Source organism: Azospirillum sp., from assembly GCF_035627195.1.
In the GTDB taxonomy this organism is placed as follows: Bacteria; Pseudomonadota; Alphaproteobacteria; order Azospirillales; family Azospirillaceae; genus Azospirillum.
The window spans coordinates 31,098-48,153 of sequence record NZ_DASPMG010000046.1; the positions used below are offsets into that span (position 1 = coordinate 31,098).

Annotated in this window: 18 protein-coding genes and 1 riboswitch; of the genes, 9 read left to right on the forward strand and 9 right to left on the reverse strand. The window is 70.3% G+C overall.

Annotated elements, in window-relative coordinates:
- The first annotated feature begins 6 nt into the window (after window positions 1-6).
- Window positions 7-219: a hypothetical protein gene (locus VED21_RS04100; protein WP_324881042.1), complete on the forward strand. Its 213-nt coding sequence runs from the start codon at window positions 7-9 to the stop codon at window positions 217-219.
- Between the two features lie 26 nt (window positions 220-245).
- Here the strand turns inward: VED21_RS04100 and VED21_RS04105 are convergent, their stop codons facing one another.
- The 4 genes from VED21_RS04105 to VED21_RS04120 all read right to left on the reverse strand — a co-directional run bounded on the left by VED21_RS04105 (window position 246) and on the right by VED21_RS04120 (window position 4,272).
- On the reverse strand, window positions 246-950 hold the full coding sequence (locus VED21_RS04105) for a TerC family protein (protein WP_324881043.1): 705 nt from the start codon (window positions 948-950) through the stop codon (window positions 246-248).
- Window positions 951-1,030: 80 nt separating this feature from the next.
- Entirely contained in the window at window positions 1,031-2,560 is a 1,530-nt protein-coding gene (locus tag VED21_RS04110) for a tripartite tricarboxylate transporter permease (RefSeq protein ID WP_324881044.1), read from the reverse strand.
- 90 nt (window positions 2,561-2,650) lie between these two features.
- Complete coding sequence (locus tag VED21_RS04115; protein WP_324881045.1) at window positions 2,651-3,157, reverse strand: tripartite tricarboxylate transporter TctB family protein; 507 nt, start codon at window positions 3,155-3,157, stop codon at window positions 2,651-2,653.
- Between the two features lie 92 nt (window positions 3,158-3,249).
- A complete protein-coding gene (locus VED21_RS04120; RefSeq protein ID WP_324881046.1) occupies window positions 3,250-4,272 on the reverse strand; it encodes a Bug family tripartite tricarboxylate transporter substrate binding protein in 1,023 nt (340 codons plus the stop codon).
- A 313-nt stretch (window positions 4,273-4,585) separates the two neighbouring features.
- Here VED21_RS04120 and VED21_RS04125 point away from each other — a divergent pair, with 313 nt between their 5' ends.
- The 3 genes from VED21_RS04125 to VED21_RS04135 all read left to right on the forward strand — a co-directional run bounded on the left by VED21_RS04125 (window position 4,586) and on the right by VED21_RS04135 (window position 6,414).
- On the forward strand, window positions 4,586-5,002 hold the full coding sequence (locus VED21_RS04125) for a universal stress protein (protein WP_324881047.1): 417 nt from the start codon (window positions 4,586-4,588) through the stop codon (window positions 5,000-5,002).
- Between the two features lie 537 nt (window positions 5,003-5,539).
- A complete protein-coding gene (locus VED21_RS04130) occupies window positions 5,540-6,052 on the forward strand; it encodes a hypothetical protein (RefSeq protein WP_324881048.1) in 513 nt (170 codons plus the stop codon).
- A gap of 26 nt (window positions 6,053-6,078) precedes the next feature.
- Window positions 6,079-6,414, forward strand: a complete 336-nt coding sequence (locus VED21_RS04135) for a hypothetical protein (protein WP_324881049.1) — start codon at window positions 6,079-6,081, stop codon at window positions 6,412-6,414.
- Between the two features lie 28 nt (window positions 6,415-6,442).
- Here the strand turns inward: VED21_RS04135 and VED21_RS04140 are convergent, their stop codons facing one another.
- On the reverse strand, window positions 6,443-8,071 hold the full coding sequence (locus VED21_RS04140) for an AMP-binding protein (protein WP_324881050.1): 1,629 nt from the start codon (window positions 8,069-8,071) through the stop codon (window positions 6,443-6,445).
- Window positions 8,072-8,307: 236 nt separating this feature from the next.
- Between VED21_RS04140 and VED21_RS04145 the strand changes: the two genes are divergently transcribed.
- The 4 genes from VED21_RS04145 (at window position 8,308) to VED21_RS04160 (ending at window position 12,255) form a co-directional block, all read left to right on the forward strand.
- Window positions 8,308-9,417, forward strand: coding sequence for a hypothetical protein (locus VED21_RS04145; RefSeq protein WP_324881051.1), 1,110 nt, complete (start codon window positions 8,308-8,310; stop codon window positions 9,415-9,417).
- A gap of 79 nt (window positions 9,418-9,496) precedes the next feature.
- Complete coding sequence (locus tag VED21_RS04150) at window positions 9,497-10,126, forward strand: MBL fold metallo-hydrolase (RefSeq protein ID WP_324881052.1); 630 nt, start codon at window positions 9,497-9,499, stop codon at window positions 10,124-10,126.
- Window positions 10,127-10,197: 71 nt separating this feature from the next.
- Window positions 10,198-10,422, forward strand: coding sequence for a hypothetical protein (locus VED21_RS04155; RefSeq protein WP_324881053.1), 225 nt, complete (start codon window positions 10,198-10,200; stop codon window positions 10,420-10,422).
- Between the two features lie 153 nt (window positions 10,423-10,575).
- The gene (locus tag VED21_RS04160; protein WP_324881054.1) at window positions 10,576-12,255 is read left to right on the forward strand and encodes a Na/Pi cotransporter family protein; all 1,680 of its coding nucleotides are present in this window, start codon (window positions 10,576-10,578) and stop codon (window positions 12,253-12,255) included.
- Here VED21_RS04160 and VED21_RS04165 read toward each other — a convergent pair.
- From VED21_RS04165 to VED21_RS04180, 4 genes are all read right to left on the reverse strand, one after another.
- Complete coding sequence (locus VED21_RS04165; protein WP_324881056.1) at window positions 12,239-12,751, reverse strand: OsmC family protein; 513 nt, start codon at window positions 12,749-12,751, stop codon at window positions 12,239-12,241. The genes VED21_RS04160 and VED21_RS04165 overlap by 17 nt on opposite strands.
- Window positions 12,752-12,981: 230 nt before the next feature.
- Entirely contained in the window at window positions 12,982-13,755 is a 774-nt protein-coding gene (locus VED21_RS04170; protein ID WP_324881057.1) for an ABC transporter ATP-binding protein, read from the reverse strand.
- A 1-nt stretch (window position 13,756) separates the two neighbouring features.
- Window positions 13,757-14,617 carry an ABC transporter permease gene (locus tag VED21_RS04175; RefSeq protein ID WP_324881058.1) on the reverse strand — a complete coding sequence of 287 codons (861 nt, stop codon included), beginning with the start codon at window positions 14,615-14,617 and terminating at the stop codon, window positions 13,757-13,759.
- The gene (locus VED21_RS04180; protein ID WP_324881059.1) at window positions 14,614-15,606 is read right to left on the reverse strand and encodes an aliphatic sulfonate ABC transporter substrate-binding protein; all 993 of its coding nucleotides are present in this window, start codon (window positions 15,604-15,606) and stop codon (window positions 14,614-14,616) included. Before VED21_RS04180 ends, VED21_RS04175 begins: the two co-directional genes overlap by 4 nt.
- A gap of 101 nt (window positions 15,607-15,707) precedes the next feature.
- Window positions 15,708-15,784: riboswitch (SAM riboswitch) on the reverse strand.
- A gap of 238 nt (window positions 15,785-16,022) precedes the next feature.
- On the opposite strand from VED21_RS04180, the gene VED21_RS04185 reads away from it, so the two are divergent.
- Complete coding sequence (locus VED21_RS04185; RefSeq protein WP_324881060.1) at window positions 16,023-17,027, forward strand: glycosyltransferase family 2 protein; 1,005 nt, start codon at window positions 16,023-16,025, stop codon at window positions 17,025-17,027.
- The last annotated feature ends 29 nt before the right edge of the window (window positions 17,028-17,056 follow it).

A 17,056-nucleotide genomic window follows, 5' to 3' on the forward strand; every position in this document is an offset into this window, starting at 1 on the left:
CTGGATATGTCTTTCGACTACGCGCTTGAGATCGTGGCCCTCGTCGTCGCCGTGGCCGGCTTCGCCGCGGTGGTCAGCGAGATCGTCGCGCGCGATCCCAAGCTGCTGGTGGAAATCGTGACCGACGTCCGCGCCATGGCCCGCCCGGGCGCCCACGTTCCGCCGGAAGACCGCCGCGCCGCCGCCACCCGCGGTGTCCACGCCCACAACGCCGCCTGACCCCGGCTCCTTTTCCCGGCGCGGCGTCATGACGCCGCGTCGGTCTGCTGGCGCCGCCGTTCGGCGACCACGCGGGCGAACAGGTGGCCGATGAGGATCACCGCCGCCGCGCCTACGAAGGGCGCCGCCCCCTCCACCAGCGGAAGCGCCTGCACGGCGGTGCCGTGCACCAGCGGATCGGTCAGCATCACCTCCGCCGCGATGTAGCCCAGCAGGCCGGCACCCGCGTAGATCAGGGCCGGGAACCGGTCGATCGCCTTCAGGATCAGCGTGCTGCCGAACACGATCAGCGGGATGCTGATCGCCAATCCCAGAATCAGCAGGACCGTGTTGCCGTGCGACGCCGCGGCGATGGCGATGACGTTGTCCAGGCTCATCACCGCGTCGGCGATGACGATGGTGCGGATCACGCCCATCAGGCCGGACACCGACTGCACGTGCCCGCCGTGCTCCGCCTCCGGTTCGGGGATCACCAGCTTGACGGCGATCCAGAACAGCAGCAGGCCGCCGATGATCTTCACGTAGGGGATCGCCAGCAGCCAGACGATGATGACGGCGAACAGCACGCGCAGCACGATGGCGGCCCCGGTGCCGAGCATGATGCCGATCTTCTGCTGCTTGGGCGGCAGCGACCGGCAGGCCAGCGCGATGACCACCGCGTTGTCGCCGCTGAGCAGGATGTCGATCCAGATGATCTGGAGCAACGCGATCACGAAATCGGTCGTGTCCATCGGACGTGTCTCCGGACGGTCGTCGCGTGTGCGGAAAAGGGCGGGGAACGCCGCCTCGGGCGTCCCCCGCATGCCGTGGCTCACTTGGCCGGGATCGCCGCCTCGGTGCTCTCCACGCGGCGCGCTTGGCGCTTGCGCAGGAAGAGCGCGAGGACCGGCCAGAACAGCATGACCAGCGCCAGCGAGATGATGCCGCCCACCAGCGGGTTCGACCAGAAGATGGCCAGGTCGCCTTGCGACACCAGCATGGCCTGCCGGAACGAGCTTTCCGCCATGTCGCCCAGCACCAGCGCCAGGACCAGCGGCGCCAGCGGGTAGTGCAGCTTCTTGAAGACGTAGCCCAGCACCCCGAAGAACATCATCATGACGATGTCGAAGAAGGCGTTGTGCACGGTGTAGGCGCCGACCGCGCAGACCACGATGATGATGGGTGCTATGATGCTGAACGGGATGCGCAGGATGGAGGCGAACAGCGGCACCGTCGTCAGCACCACGATCAGGCCGGCGATGTTGCCGATGTACATGCTGGCGATCAGGCCCCAGACGAACTCCTTCTGTTCCACGAACAGCAGCGGCCCCGGCTGCAGGCCCCAGATCAGCAACCCGCCCAGCAGCACCGCCGCGGTGGGCGAGCCCGGAATGCCCAGCGTCAGCATGGGCAGCAGCGCGCTGGTGCCGGCGGCGTGCGCGGCGGTTTCCGGCGCCACGACGCCTTCCATCTGGCCGGTGCCGAACTTCTGCCCGTCGCGCGAGAAGCGCTTGGCGAGGCCGTAGCTCATGAACGAAGCCGGGGTTGCGCCGCCGGGCGTGATGCCCATCCAGCAGCCGACGATGGAGCCGCGGATGGCGGTGATCCAATAGCGCGGCAGCTGCTTCCAGGTGTTCCACACCACGGTCGCGCTGATCTTGGCGCTCTTGCCGCGGAAGGCCAGCCCTTCCTCCATGGTCAGCAGGATCTCGCCGATGCCGAACAGGCCGATGACCGCGATCAGGAAGTCGAAGCCGCGCAGCAGCTCCACGGACCCGAAGGTCATGCGCAGCTCGCCCGTCACCGTATCGATGCCGACGGCCGCCAGCGCGAAGCCGAACATCATGGCGCACAGCACCTTGAAGGGGGATTCGCTGCCCATGCCGACGAAACTGCAGAACGTCAGCATCTGCACCGCGAAGAACTCGGCCGGGCCGAAGCGCAGCGCGAAGCGCGCGATCAGGGGGGCTAGGAAGGTGATCAGCACCACCGCCACGAAGGCCCCGAAGAAGGACGAGGTGAAGGCCGCCGTCAGCGCCTCCCCCGCCCGCCCCTTCTGGGCCATGGGGTGGCCGTCGAAGGTGGTCGCCACCGACCAGGGTTCGCCCGGGATGTTGAACAGCACCGACGTGATGGCCCCGCCGAACAGCGCCCCCCAGTAGATGCACGACAGCATGATGATGGCCGAGGTCGGCGACATGCTGAAGGTCAGGGGCAGCAGGATGGCCACGCCGTTCGCCCCGCCGAGGCCGGGCAGCACGCCGATCAGCACGCCCAGCGTGATGCCGACGAACATGTAGACGATGTTCATGGGGTCGGCGAGCACGCCGAATCCCTGGATCAGTGAAGCGAGCGCTTCCAATGTTCCCTCCCTTTATGGCTGCCCGGCTGGCGCGCCCCGCTCTTTGTGTTTTTTGGGGACGGGGTGTTTTTTGGGGACGGGGCGGCGGCTTCAGTACCCGAGCATCGCTTCCAGCGGACCCTTGGGCAGCGGCACCAGGAACCAGATCTCGAAGGCGACGAAGAGCGCCGCCGGGACCAGAACGGCGACCGGCAGGATGGTCCGGAGCGGGTATTTGCCGACCCAATGCATGAAGAAGGCGATGAACAGCATCGCCGCGACGTAGATGCCGATGAAGCCGACGGCGACGACGAACACCATGCTGGGCACGAAGACCTGCATGACCAGCGCGAACTGGTCGCGCTCCACGAAGGTGCTCTTGTCGCCGGCGCGGCGGAAGACGGCGATGCCCAGCGTCGACAGGCTGCTGACCAGCATCACCAGGCCGACGTAGAAGGGGAAGTACCCGGCCCGCGGCCCGTCCGGCGCCCATCCGGCGCCGACGCGCAGGCTGTCGGCCATGACGATCACCGCGACGGTGGCGAAGAACAGGGCCGCCACGATCTCCATGGTCCGGTTGGTGACGACCGGTTCGCTGCTTTGCGTTTCGTGTTCCACGGTTCGACTCCCGCGAGGAGGGGCGCGAGGAAGGGCGGCACGGCGGGCCTCCGGGTGCCGTCACCCGGAGGCCGCGGCGCCGGGGCGGCCGGTTACTTGGCGAAGCCGGCCTTCTGCATCAGGTCGCGGTGCATGGTGTCGGCGCCGGCCAGCCACGTGTTGAACTCGTCGCCGGTCAGGAAGCGCGTGTTGAACGCCCCCTTCTCCATGAAATCCTTCCACTCCGGCGTCTCGCGGACCTTCTTGAAGAGGTCGACGTAGTAGGCGACCTCGTCCGGCTTCACGCCGGGCGCCATGAAGACGCCGCGCAGCATGGTGTATTCGACGTCCAGCCCGGATTCCTTGCAGGTCGGGATGGTGTTCCACGACTGGCTGCCGGCGATCGGCTCCTTCAGCGGGATGCGGTCGCCGTCGAAGACGCACAGCGGGCGCAGCGCCCCGGCGCGCCACTGCGACACGGCCTCGATCGGGTTGTTCACGCTGGAATTGATGTGCCCGCCGACCAGCTGCGCCGCCACGTCGCCGCCGCCCTTGTAGGGGACGTAGGTGAAGGTGGTGCCGGTCGCCTGCTCGATGGCGGCGGTGATGATCTGGTCTTCCTGCTTGGATCCGGTGCCGCCCATCTTGAACTTGTTGGGGCCGGCGGTCTTGACCGCGTCGATGTATTCCTTGGCCGTCTTCTGCGGCGCGTCGTTGTTCACCCACAGCACGAAGTTGTCGAGCGCCAGCATCGACACCGGGGTCATGTCCTTCCACGAGAAGGGCACGCCGGTGGCCAGCGGCGTGGTGAACAGGTTCGACAGCGTGATGATGATCTTGTGCGGGTTGCCCTTCGACCCCTTGACGTCGAGGAAGCCTTCCGCACCCGCCCCGCCGGCCTTGTTGATGACGACCATGGGCTGGGCCATCAGGTTGTTCTTCTGGATGATGCCCTGGATCATCCGCGCCATCTGGTCCGCACCGCCGCCGGTGCCCGCCGGGACGATGAAGTCCACCGCCTTGGTAGGCTCCCAGGCGACCGCGGCGTTCGGGAACATCGACAGGGCCGAAGCCGCGAGGAGGCCCATGCCGAGCGCGGACAAGCGCGTAACGTGCGGACGTTCTACCTCTTTCATGTCTCGTTTCCTTCCCTGGCTGACCGGGGCGTCACCCTTCCCGGGCGTTCTTGGTTCCGGCGCGGCGGCTTGCGTTTGCATCACGGATGGTTGGTGACACTGATATGCCGCGTGGGATACGGTATCTGGCATGCAGTGTTCAGATCAACTCCTTTCTTACACAGACGATCGGTGCATCAAACAATTAGGTTGTGGGGTGGCACCCTTCTTGCTTAGCCTCAAACCCGAAAGACGATGCCGTCAGCGGCGAAAGGAGGTCCGGCAGCCCTGCCGCCCGGACACGCGCACGAACAAATCACCGACGGAGGAAACGATGAAGATTCTGGTTCCCATCGACGGCTCGGAGACGTCCCTGCGCGCCGTCCATTACATCGCCAAGGCGTTCCCGCGCGCGGAGACCGAGGTTCACCTGATCAATGTTCAGGCGCCGCTGCCCAGCGCCGTCAGCGACTTCGTCGGCGTGGCGGAGCGCAGCGCCTACCACCAGGAGGAAGGTGAACGTTCCCTGGCCGACGCGCGCCGCACGCTGAAGGAGGCGGGCATCGCCCACCACGCGCATCTGGTGGTGGGCGGCGTGGCGGAAACCATCGTCGACCACGCCGCCAGCCTGGGCTGCGACCAGATCGTCATCGGCAGCCGGGGCCTCAGCCCCTTGCCGAACCTGCTCCTCGGCTCCACCACCACGCGCGTCCTGCATCTGGCCGAGGTGCCGGTGACCGTTGTGAAGTAAGGGTTTGCGCCAGCGTGCGGCGGGGCCGGAGCGGCAGCATCCAGCCCCGCCGTCTTTTCCACATGGTGGAAATCTTTCAGGCCGGCGGCTCCGGCGGTGCGCGACGAGCGCGGGCATGCTCTCGGCCTCCTCCCGGACCGGGCGGCCGCGATGAAGGACGCGGACGACCGCCGCTCTGGAGTTCGGTGGACGAATTGTTGGTATACCACATTCCGTATTATCGACCCAGACCGCGGATCGTCATAGCCGCCCCTTCCGATGCGGTACCCGAAGCGTCGCCGTCCGGCCCGCGAATCGCCGCGCCACTGACGCGCCATTGACGCGCCATTGAAAAGCCCAAATTCCCGAAAATCATCGGCGCCAATTCCACCCGCCAGAGGCCACCGGGAAAAACAACACGCAAAATCATTTTTGCCGCCCGGCGTTGCCGATTTCAGCGCCACGGGCGGCGTAATCATAATAATATACTTTGAAAAACCCGGTCCGAAGCCCCATTTTCATCGGGGAATTTTCCCAAACGCGGTGGAGAACGAGGGTATGGCGCGCATGAAGACCGGTCCCGCCAAAGCCCCTGCCGGCCGCCCCCCAGCCGGCCGGTGGGCCGGCGTCGCGTTCCGCACCGGCGAACTGGCGGCGCTGTGCGGCTCCCCACGGACGGCGAACCCGCACCCCGCCGGCAGCGTGCCCGCCAAGAGCTGGTCCGAGGGATGGCGCGCCCGCACGCCGCACGCCCCGGCCGCCCGGGCGACGACGGCGCCCGCCGGAGACGACACAAAGCAAGAAAGCGACAGTGACATGAACCTTCTCGACAAGCTGCCCGACATGGCCGACGCCGCGCTCGACACCCTGGGCGCCAACGCCGAACGGCTGGCCCAGTCCGGAACCGCGAAGCAGCGCAAGGAGGCGCAGGCGGTGCTGCCGGCGATCCAGGCGGAGATCACCGCGCGCCGGGAGCGCAAGGCCGCCGCCGCCCCGCCCCGTCCCGCCGCCCGCAAGACGGTGGTGAAGAAGGCGGCGGTGAAGACGGCCGCCGCGACGAAGACCGCGTGACGCCCTCTTACAGCCGGAGGTCACCCATGAACGATCAGAAGTATCACGTCGGCCAGATCGTCCAGTTCTGCGGCTGGGAGGTGAAGCGCGGGGCGCCGTCGGGCGACCACCGCGTCGAACGCCTGCTGCCCCCGGACAGCGGGGAGCACCAGTACCGGGTCAAGGCGGTGGAAAGCGGCCGCGAGCGCGTTGTGCGCGAAAGCCAGATCGGCGGCCGTGTCGCCGTCGAAACGCTCGCCCAGAGCCTCTACGAGGCCGAGAACGCCACCAACGTCCCCTGGTCGCAGCGCGGCCGCCCGATCCGCGACCTGTGGCTGAAGGAAGCCCGCAGCCGCCTTGCCGATGCGGACGGGGTCGGCTGACGCCGGCTTCCGCCGTTCATCCGGCCTTTCACCCCTCCCGCGCCAGGCGCTCCTCGGCCATGGTGCGCAGGCGGGCGCGCTGGATCTTGGTGCCGTTGGCGCTTTCCGTCGTCGGGAACGCCTCCACCGGCCAGACCCGGTACGGCACCTTGAACCCCGCCATGCAGCCCCGCGCCCGCGCGACCAGCGCGTCCGGGTCGATCGCGGCTCCCGGCTGCGGGATGACGAAGGCCACCGGCTTCAGCTCCGTGCCCACCGCGACCGCCACCACCTGCGCGTCGGCCACCCCGTCGAAGCCCTTCAGCACGTCCTCGATCTCCACCGGGCTCACCAGATAGCCGCCCAGGCGGATGGCGTCCCCCTTGCGCATCTCGTAGACGAAGCTGCCGTCGGCGCGCAGGTGGCCGACGTCGCCGGTGCGGAAGAAGCCGTCCGGCAGCATCACCTCCGCCGTCGCCTCCGGATCGTCCAGATAGCCGGCGAAGTTGCCGGGCGCCGCGATCTCGATTTCCCCCGACCGCCCCGGCGGCAACAGGTCGCCCGTGTCGACGTCGCGCACCCGCACCCGGGCCAGTTCGCCCGCCGACGGCAGGCCGCCGCCCAGGATGCGCTCCTCCAGCGGCAGTCCCTCCGGCTGGATGGCGAACAGGGCCTGCACCTCGCTCGACCCATACAGGCCGACCATGGGCACGCCGCGCGCCCAGGCCTCCGTCGCCAGTTCGATGGCGCCCGGCTGGAAGGCGGCGAAGCCGAACAGGCGGGCGGTGGGGAACGGCCGGTCGCCGGCGCGCGCCTGCAGCAGGCGGCGGTACATCTCGTCGCTGCCGAAGGTGTGGGTGACGCCGTGCGCCCCGATCAGCGCCGCCGCGCGCTCCGCGTCGAAGGTGTCGAGGATGACGACCGGCGTGCCGGCGGCGAAGGCGGCCAGCGTGCCGACCAGCCCGAAGACGCCGCAGAACGGCAGCATGGCCAACAGCCGCGCCCCCGGCTGGTCGAGCCCCGTCCGCGCCGCCACCGGGCCGCTGTGGAAGACCAGCGTGCGCTGCGGGTGGATCACCAGCTTCGGCCCCTTGGTGGTGCCCGACGTGGTGAAGAGGATGCACGGCAGGTCCGGTTCCGCCGCCTCGGCCGGCGCCCCCCCGGCTTCGTCCAGCCCGGCTTCGTCCAGCCCGGCCGCGTCCAGCCGCAGCGCCACGGTCGGCCGGCCGAGGATGGCGGTGGCGTCGGCCTCCCCCGACGGATCGACGACGATCACGCTGCGCAGGTCGGGCACCGCGGCGGGGTCGACCGCCGAGACGATGGCGCGGAAGTCGATGCGGCGGAACCCCGGCTGCATGATCAGGTGCGCGGCGCGCGACTTCTTCAGCACGTACTCCAGCTCGCTGCTGCGGAAGCGCGTGTTGACCGACATCATCACCGCCCCCAGCCGCGCCAGCCCGAAGAACAGCGCCAGCCACGTAACGCCGTTGGGCAGCCAGACGGCGACCCGGTCCCCCCGGCGCACGCCATGCCCCGCCAGCCACGCCGCGGCGCGCCGCGTCTCCGCCTCGAACTCCGCATAGGACCAGCGCCGGTCCCCTTCGATGAAGGCGGTATCGCCCGAACGCTCAACGGACAGCCGCGCGGCCAGGGACGGCAACGTTGCAGGCGACACCATCAACACGGTTCCTTCCGCTGTTCAGGAGGGGGGGCGGTTCGAATGCTTTGCCAACGAACAATGGCACGCAACGCGCAACGGCGCAACGCCCCGACGTTCCGCACGCCGGGCGGCAAACCCCCGCCACCCAAGTGGTTATCCGCAGCAACCCCATCACACCGTTCCGCAATGCAGAACACATTCCCATGGGGCGCGCCGCTCGCTCCGGCCCGCTCGCTCCGTTATGATGCCCGTCCATGATGCCCGCCCCGCCTTCCCTGCCCCTGCTGGCCGCGCTGCTGGACGCCGAGCGCGCGCTCGGCCGTCTGGCGGAGGCGATGCGGGACGGGGAGCTGCGCGCCCGGCTCTGGGCCGACGCGGCGCGGCGCGAGGCGTTCGCCGGGGCGCGGCTGGACGGCGTCGCCGTCGACCCCACCGACTTCATGATCGCGACGCTGGAGCCCGACCTCGTCCCCACCGCCGGCCGCAGCGAGGCGCAGGCGGCGCACGCGCTGTGGCTGGGCGCGCGGACGGCGCAAGGCGAGCGGGCACCCGGCCCCGCCGCCGCCACCGAGACGCCGGTGGGCGCCGCCGCCGCCGCGTGGCAGGCGGTCGCCGACCTGGAAAGCCTGTTGGCCGAAAGCCTGCCGGCCGGCGACGAGCCGCTGTCCGAGACGGACGGCGACGGGACCGCCCCGGCCTGGACGCCGCCCTGGCTGGAGGGCATCTGGCGCGCCACGCAGACCGGCGTCTCCGGCCGCGATCCCGCCCGCCTCGCCTTCTCCGACCGGCAGCGGGCGGAGGCGCGCGCCCTGCTGCGCCGCGCCGACGACGCGCTCGGGTGCCCGGCGCTTTACGGCGGCGTGCTGGCGCTCGACCTCCTGCTGCGCCCGCCGGCCGACCCGGCCTGGGCGGCACCGCTGGCGCGCCTGATCGCCCCGGCGGCGCTGGCGCGGGCCTGCCGCGTGCCGGAGGTGTGGCTGCCCGCCTCCCCCACCCTGCTGTCCGAACGCACGGGAATGCGCCTCGCGCTCTCGGCCGGCGCGGCGGACTGGCAGCTCTGGCTCGCCAACGCCGTCGCCGAGGCCGCGCACCGCGAGCGGCGGCGCGCCGCCGCCCTCGACCAGGCGGCATCCGGCTGGCGCCGGCGCGTCGGCGCCCGGCGCAGCAACTCCCGCCTGCCCGACGTGCTGGACTTCCTGTTCACCCAGCCGGCGCTGACCGTGCGGCGCCTGCAGCAGCACCTGGACACCACCTTCCGCGGCGCCCAGCTCATGGTCGACGAACTGGTGGAGGCCGGCATCCTGCGCGAGGTGACGCAGCGCGCGCTCGACCGCGTGTTCGTCGCCGTGGAACTGATGCCCTGACGGGGTGGGCTGGACGCAGCACCTTGGTCCGGCGTAAGGTCCCGGCGTCTTCCACGGACACCAAGCGCAAGGGATCGGCATGAAGTACGCCATCGTTCCGGTGACGCCTTTCGAGCAGAACTGCAGCATCCTGTGGTGCGAGGCCACGAAGAAGGCCGCCATCGTCGATCCCGGCGGCGACCTGGAGCGCATCCTCTACGCCGTCGAGAAGCTGGGCGTGACGCCGGAAAAGATCCTGGTCACCCACGGCCACATCGACCACGCCGGCGGTGTCAAGCCGCTGGCCGACCGCCTGGGCCTGCCCATCGAGGGGCCGCAGCGCGAGGACGCCTTCTGGATCGACGCGATGCCGCAGCAGGCGATGAAGTTCGGCTTCCCGCCCGCCCCGGCCTTCACGCCGACCCGCTGGCTGGAGGACGGCGACACGGTGCGCGTGGGCGAGGAGACGATGGCCGTCATCCACTGCCCCGGCCACACGCCGGGCCACGTGGTGTTCCACCACGCCGCCAGCCATCTGGCGGTGGTGGGCGACGTGCTGTTCCAGGGCTCCATCGGCCGCACCGACTTCCCGCGCGGCAACCACGCCGACCTGATCGATGCGATCACCACGAAGCTGTTCCCGCTGGGCGACGACATCGCCTTCATCCCCGGCCACGGTCCCATGGGCACCTTCGGCGAGGAACGCCGCACCAACCCGTTCCTGACCTGACTTGTCACCAACGCTGACGCCCTCCCGGCGGTAGGCTCCGCGCGCCCCTTTTGCACGCGGAGCCTTCAACCATGCCCACCGACCCGGTCGCCGCCCTTGTGGACGACGTGGCGCTGACGCTGTCCGACTACCCGGACGACACGCGCGAGGCGGCGCTGGCCGTGTACGACGAGATGATCACCCTGCTGCTGCTCGGCCGCGGCCTGGACGCCGAGGACGCCGCGCGGGCCGCCGCCGGCGTGGCCCGGCAGGTGCGCGAGCGGCTGGCGGGAATGCGGGGCGCCGGGCGGGCGTAGCGTGGGACGGTTTTGCCCCCATGCGACGTCGTATGTGAAAAGGGCCTCCCCCTTCCGGCAGGGGTGCGGAGCCGGGACGGGCGTCCCACTGTTACAGATTCCTGACAGCCCGTCGCCCCTCCAGACCCGAGGAGAGCCGCCATTTCACCGACCATGGTCCTGGTCGACATCCTGGGCGCCGTCGCCCTGCTGCTGTGGGGGCTGCGGCTGGTGCGCACGGGCGTGTTCCGGGCCTTCGGCCCCAGCCTGCGCCGCTGGGTGGCGCTCGCCACGCGCGACCGCGTGCGCGCATTCGCCGGCGGCTTCGCGGCCACGCTGGCGTTGCAGAGCAGTGCGGCCACCGCGCTGATGGCCGCCTCCATGGCCGGGCAGCGGCTGCTGCCCACGGCCATGGCGCTGGCCGTCATGCTGGGGGCGGACGTCGGCACCAGCGTGGTGGCGGTGCTTCTGGCGCTCGACCTGCGCTGGCTGTCGCCGGTGCTGATCCTGGCCGGCGGCGCCCTGTTCGCGCTGGGCGACGCCAGCGGCCGGCGCCGCGCCGTGGCGCGCACGCTGGTGGGCCTGGGCCTCGTGCTGCTGGCCCTGCGCCTGCTGGCCGACGCCACGGTCCCGGTGCGCGAATCCGAACTGATCCACGCCGTGCTGTCCGCCCTGGGCTCCGCGCCGGTGCTGGCGCTGCTGGCGGCGGCCGGGCTGACGGTGGCGACCTATTCCAGCCTCGCGGTGGTTCTGCTGATCGCCTCGCTGGCGGCGGCCGGGTTCCTCGACCTGGCTCCGGCGGCGGCCATGGTGCTGGGCGCCAACCTGGGTGGTGCCCTGCCGCCGCTGATCGCCACGCTGAAGGATGGGGCGCTGGCCCGGCGCGTGCCCTTCGGCAACCTGCTGATGCGCGGGGCCGGGGCGGCGGTGGCGCTGCCCTTCACCGCCCTGCTGCCGGCCGCGCCGGCCGACGCGCACGCCGTCATGATGCTGCACGTCGCCTTCAACCTCGGCCTGGCGGCGCTGCTGCTGCCGCTGGTCGGGCCGGTGGCGCGGCTGACCGCCGCCCGCTTCCCGCACACGGACGACCCCGACGACGCCACGCGCCCCCGCCACCTGGACGAATCCGCGCTGGAGGCGCCGTCCGTCGCCATCGCCTGCGCCGCGCGCGAGACGCTGCGCCTGGGCGACGTGGTGGAGGAGATGCTGCGCCGCAGCCTGGACGTGCTGCGCCACGACGACGAGCGCGCGATCTCCGAGGTCAGCCGCATGGACGATGTGGTGGACGCGCTGCACACGGCGATCAAGCTCTACCTCGTCAAGCTCGGCCGCGAGCAGCTGGACGAGGCGGACGGCAAGCGCGTCGGCGCCATGATGGCCTTCGCCATCAACCTGGAGCACGTCGGCGACATCATCGAGAAGAACCTGATGGAGCTGGCGGCCAAGAAGATCCGCCACCGCCGCCACTTCGCGGCGGAGGACTTCCGCGCGATCGAGGAGCTGCACGCCCGCACGCTGGGCAACCTGCGCACCGCGCTGGGCGTCTTTTTGTCGGAGGACCGCCGCCTCGCCCGCGCGCTGATCGCCGAGAAGGACGCGATCCGCGCCTTGGAGCGCACCAGCGCCGACCGCCACCTGGACCGCGTGCGCCAGGGCCGGGCGGAGTGCATCGAGACGAGCGCCTTGTTCCTCGACGTGCTGCGCGACCTGAAGCGCATCAACGCGCACGTCGCCTCGGTCGCCTACCCCATCCTGGACCAGAGCGGCGAGCTGCGCGGCAGCCGCCTGCGGACGAGCGCCCCCTCCCCCGCCGCCGAGCAAGGGAGGGGGTTGGGAATCACCCCTTCGTCGTAATATCCAGGCTCAGCGGCGGCGGGCTGGCCAGGGTCTGGAAGACGACGCAGTAGCGCTCGGTCAGCTTGGTCAGCGTGTCGATGCGCTCCTGCGGCTCGTCGGTGTCCAGGTCGAAGCGCAGGCGGATGGCGCGGAAGCCCACCGGCGCCTCCTTCGACACGCCCAGCGTGCCGCGGAAGTCCAGGTCGCCCTCGGCCGACACGGTGCCGCCGCGCAGCTCCATGCCCAGCGCCGTCGCCACTGCCTTCAGCGTCACGCCGGCGCACGCCACCAGCGCCTCCAGCAGCATGTCGCCGGAGCAGGCGAAGGTGCCCGGCCCCCCGGTCGCCGGGTGCAGCCCGGCGGTGACCAGCGCACGGCCCGTCTCCACCTTGCAGGCGATGTGGGAATCGTCCAGCTCGCCCTTGGCCTTCAGCGTGATGACGGCGGCGTCCGGCGTGTCCTTGTACTTGTCCTTCAGCGGGGCCTGCAGAGCCCGCAGTTCCTGGGCGTCCATTCCTCTCCTCATGCGTTTGTGCGTGTTGGACGTTGGGTTTTCGGCTTCGCCTCAACCCAACCTACCGAAAACCCCATTGTATCGTCTTGGCCGGGCCCAGTCCCGGCCATCCACGCACCTTGGATTGGTCGGAGTGCGTGGATGCCCGGCACAAGGCCGGGCAGGACGATGAAGAAGACGTAGGTTGGGTTGAGCGCAGCGAAAAACCAACGTCAAAGCGCCACCCTACGTCAGATCGCCGCAGCGGGGAACGCTTCCTCGCCGGGGTGGCGGTCGCGGAAGGCGCGGCTCAGCTCGCCCAGCAGACGGTGCTTCCAATCCTCGAACAGCGGGTCGGTACGCTCGCGCGGGCGCGGCAGGGCGGGTGCGGCCACCGTCTGGATGCGCCCCGGCCCCGGCTGCATCACCACCACTCGGTCGGACAGCACCAGCGCCTCCTCGATGTCGTGGGTGACCAGCACCATGGTCGGCCGGTCGTACGACCACAGCTCCAACAGGTGGTCCTGCAGATCGTACCGCGTCAGCGCGTCCAGCGCGCTGAACGGCTCGTCCAGCAGCAGCACCGACGGCCGCCCGACCAGCGCGCGGGCCAGCGCCGCGCGCTGCGCCATGCCGCCGGACAGCTCGCGCGGCCAGGCGTCGGCGAAGCGGTCCAGGCCGACGCGGGCCAGCGCCTCGTCCGTGCGGGCGTTGCGCTCCGCCTTGGGCAGGTGGCGGATGCCGAAAGCGACGTTGGCGCGGATGCTCAGCCACGGCATCAGCCGCGGCTCCTGGAAGACGAAGCCGATCTCGTCGCGGGGGCTGCGCACCTCCGCCCCGTTCAGCACCACCCGCCCCGCCGTCGGCGCCTCCAGCCCGGAGACGACGCGCAGCAGCGTGCTCTTGCCGCAGCCGGACCCGCCGACGATGCCCAGGATCTCGCCCGGCCGCACCTCCAGGTCGATGCCGCTCAGCGCCAGATGGCCGTTGCCATAGCGCTTGGACAGCCCCTCGATGCTCAGCATCTCATGCCTCCGGCTTGAAGGAATCCTGCCAGCGCAGCAGCGGGCGCGACAGCGCCGCCAGCAGCCCGTCGGTCAGCTTGCCCAGCACCGCGAAGGTGACGATGGACGCGAGGATGAGTTGCGGCTGCCCGGTCATCTGCCCGTCGGTCAGCAGGAAGCCCAGCCCCTCGCTGGCCCCCATGAACTCGGCCGCCACCACGAACATCCAGCCCAGCCCCAGCCCGGCGCGGAGCGCGATGACGTAGCTGGGCAGCGTCGCCGGCAGCAGCACCCGCCACACCAGCTCGAACCCCGACAGGCGGAAGATGCGCCCGACCTCCACCAGCTTGCGGTCCACCCCCAGGATGGCGCCGGAGAGCGCGAGGTAGATGGGGAAGAAGACGCCGACGGCGATGAGGATGACCTTGGACGTCTCGAAGATGCCGAACCACAGGATGAACAGCGGCACCCACGCGATGGACGGGATGGAGCGCAGCGCCTGCAGCATCGGGTCCAGCAGCCGGCGCGCCAGCGTCGAATAGCCGGTCAGCGCCCCCAGCACCGTGCCCGCCAGCACGCCGAACAGGAACCCCGCGCCGACGCGCCAGAGCGTGGCGGCCACGTGCGTGGTCAGCTCCCCCGACTTCGCCAGCCCCCACAGCGTGGCGAGGATGCGCGACGGCGGCGGCAGCAGGCGGCCGTTGCCCAAACCTTGGGCCACCGCCAGCTCCCACCCCAGAGCCAGGGTGACGGGAACGAGGAGGGCGAGGGCCGTGCCGGACACGGCCCCCCACCCGGCCTTCGCCGTCGCCCGCCCCCCCTCCCCCGCCACGGCGGGGGAGGGTTTGGAGCCGTTGCGGGCTTCCTCGGCGATCACGGTCACTGCGTCAGCGCCTTGGCGAAGCTCGGGTCGATCAGCGCGTCGGCGGCGGCCTTCACGTTCACGTCGGCACCCAGCACGCCGGCCTGCTGCAGCGCCAGCCCGGCCTCGACGATGGTGCCCTTCTGCGTGTCGCCAATGGCGGAGTGGCTGAGGTCCGTGCGCTCCAGCTGGCGGGCGGCGACCGGCTCCGACAGGCGGGCGGCGGTGGCGATGGTGGTCTTCAGCTCCGCCGGGTTGGCCAGCGCGTAGGCCCGCGCCTTCTCGTACGCCCGCAGCACGCGCCCGACCAGCTCCGGGTTCTCCTTGGCGAACTCCTCGCGCACGTTCAGGATGCCCCAGGTGTTGGCGGCGGCGTTGCGGTAGAAGAGCTTGGCGCCATTGTCCAGCTCCGCCTGCGCCATCAGCGGGTCCAGGCCGGCCCAGGCGTCCACGTCGCCCTTCTCCAGCGCCAGCCGCCCGTCCTGGTGCTGGAGCAGCACCAGCTTCACGTCCTTGTCGGTCAGCCCGTGCGCCGCCAGCGTGCGCACCAGGAAGATGTGCGGGTCGGTGCCGCGGGTGACGGCGACGCGCTTGCCCTTCAGGTCCTCGACCTTGGCGACCGTGCCGTTGGGGCCGGTGACCAGCGCCGTCCATTCGGGCTTGGAATAGACGTAGACCGACTTGATCGGGTTGCCGTTGATCCGGCCGATCAGCGCCGCCGCCCCCGCCGTGGAGCCGAAATCCAGGCTGCCGGCGTTCAGGAACTCCAGCGCCTTGTTGGAGCCGAGGCTGAGCACCCAGCGCACGGCGATCCCGTCCTTCTTCAGCTCCTCCTCCAGGAAACCCTTCTCCTTCAGCACGAGGCTGACCGGGTTGTAATAGGCGTAGTCGAGGCGGATCTCGCTGACCTTGCCGGCGGCGCGGGCGGCACCCGGCAGGGCGGCGGCGACGCCGGACGCCAGCGCGGCGGCGAGGACGAAGCGGCGGGACAGGGACTTGGACAGGATCATGGCGTACCTCCGGCGTTCCCGCACCCGGGCGGCGCCGGGCGGGCTGTTGTTTTCCAGGAGGCGGGGAACGGCCCCCGCCCGTTGCGCTACCGGCGACTGGGCGGGGAATGCCCACGCGCTTTAGCTGCATTTTTAGCGCGCCCGCAAGCTGATGGCTCAAATCGGCGCGTGCTTTTGTTCTATTATTCCTGTGAATTTCCGTCAATCAGAAAAATATTACACTGCGCATCTGCTATTTACGCGCAGGGCGCAGGATTTTTGTCCCACCGCCCGCACCGCCTACCGTCCGCTACGCATTTCCGGCATTCCCCAAAGTGAGGATCGCTGCGCCGAAGTGATGCCTAGCCCGCCGCCGGGGCGGCGCGGACAATGCTCCCCATCGGCGTCAACCCGGCGTCAACCGGCGGGAGTACGGCATGAAGGTCATCATCCAGATCCCCTGCTTCAACGAGGAGGCGGCGCTGCCCGTCACCTGCGCGGAGCTGCCGCGTTCCCTCCCCGGCGTCGACCGTGTGGAATGGCTGGTGATCGACGACGGCTCCACCGACCGCACGGTGGACGTGGCGCGGGCCTGCGGCGTCGACCACGTGGTCGTGCTGCCGGCGCACCAGGGGCTGGCGAAGGCCTTCATGGCCGGGCTGGACGCGGCGCTGCGGGCCGGCGCCGACATCATCGTCAACACCGACGCCGACAACCAGTACTGCGCCGCCGACATCGAGAAGCTGGTGGCCCCCATCCTGGCGCGGCGCGCGCAGATCGTCATCGGCGCCCGTCCCATCGACAACATCGACCACTTCTCGCGCACCAAGAAGCTGCTGCAGAAGCTGGGCAGCTGGGTGGTGCGGGCGACCAGCGGCACGAGTGTGCAGGACGCGCCCAGCGGCTTCCGCGCCTTCAGCCGCGAGGCGGCGATGCAGCTGAACGTCTTCAACGGCTACACCTACACGCTGGAGACCATCATCCAGGCCGGCCAGCGCGGCATCGCCACGCTGTCCGTGCCGGTGCGCGTCAACGGCGACCTGCGCCCGTCGCGCCTCGTCAAGAGCATCGGCACCTACGTCACCCGGTCGCTGCTGGTGATCCTGCGGATCTTCAGCATCTACCGCCCGCTGCGCTGGTTTTTGCTGGTGGGCGGGGTGCCGGTCACGCTGGGCATGCTGCTGGGCATCCGCTGGCTGATCCTCTTCGCCATCGAGGAAGGGCCGACCTACCACATCCCCAGCCTGATCCTGGCGGCGGTGCTGCTGCTGATGGGCTTCCTGATCTGGGTCGTCGGCATGATCGCCGACCTCATCTCCGTCAACCGCGTGCTGCTGGAGGAGATCCGCTACCGCCTGCGCCAGGCCGAGCTGCGGCAGGCGGAGATGCAGGCGTCCGCCCGCCGTCCGCTGGGCCGCGGCGGTGCCGACCGCGCGGCGTGAGGCAACCGACATGGCGCGCACCGGACGAA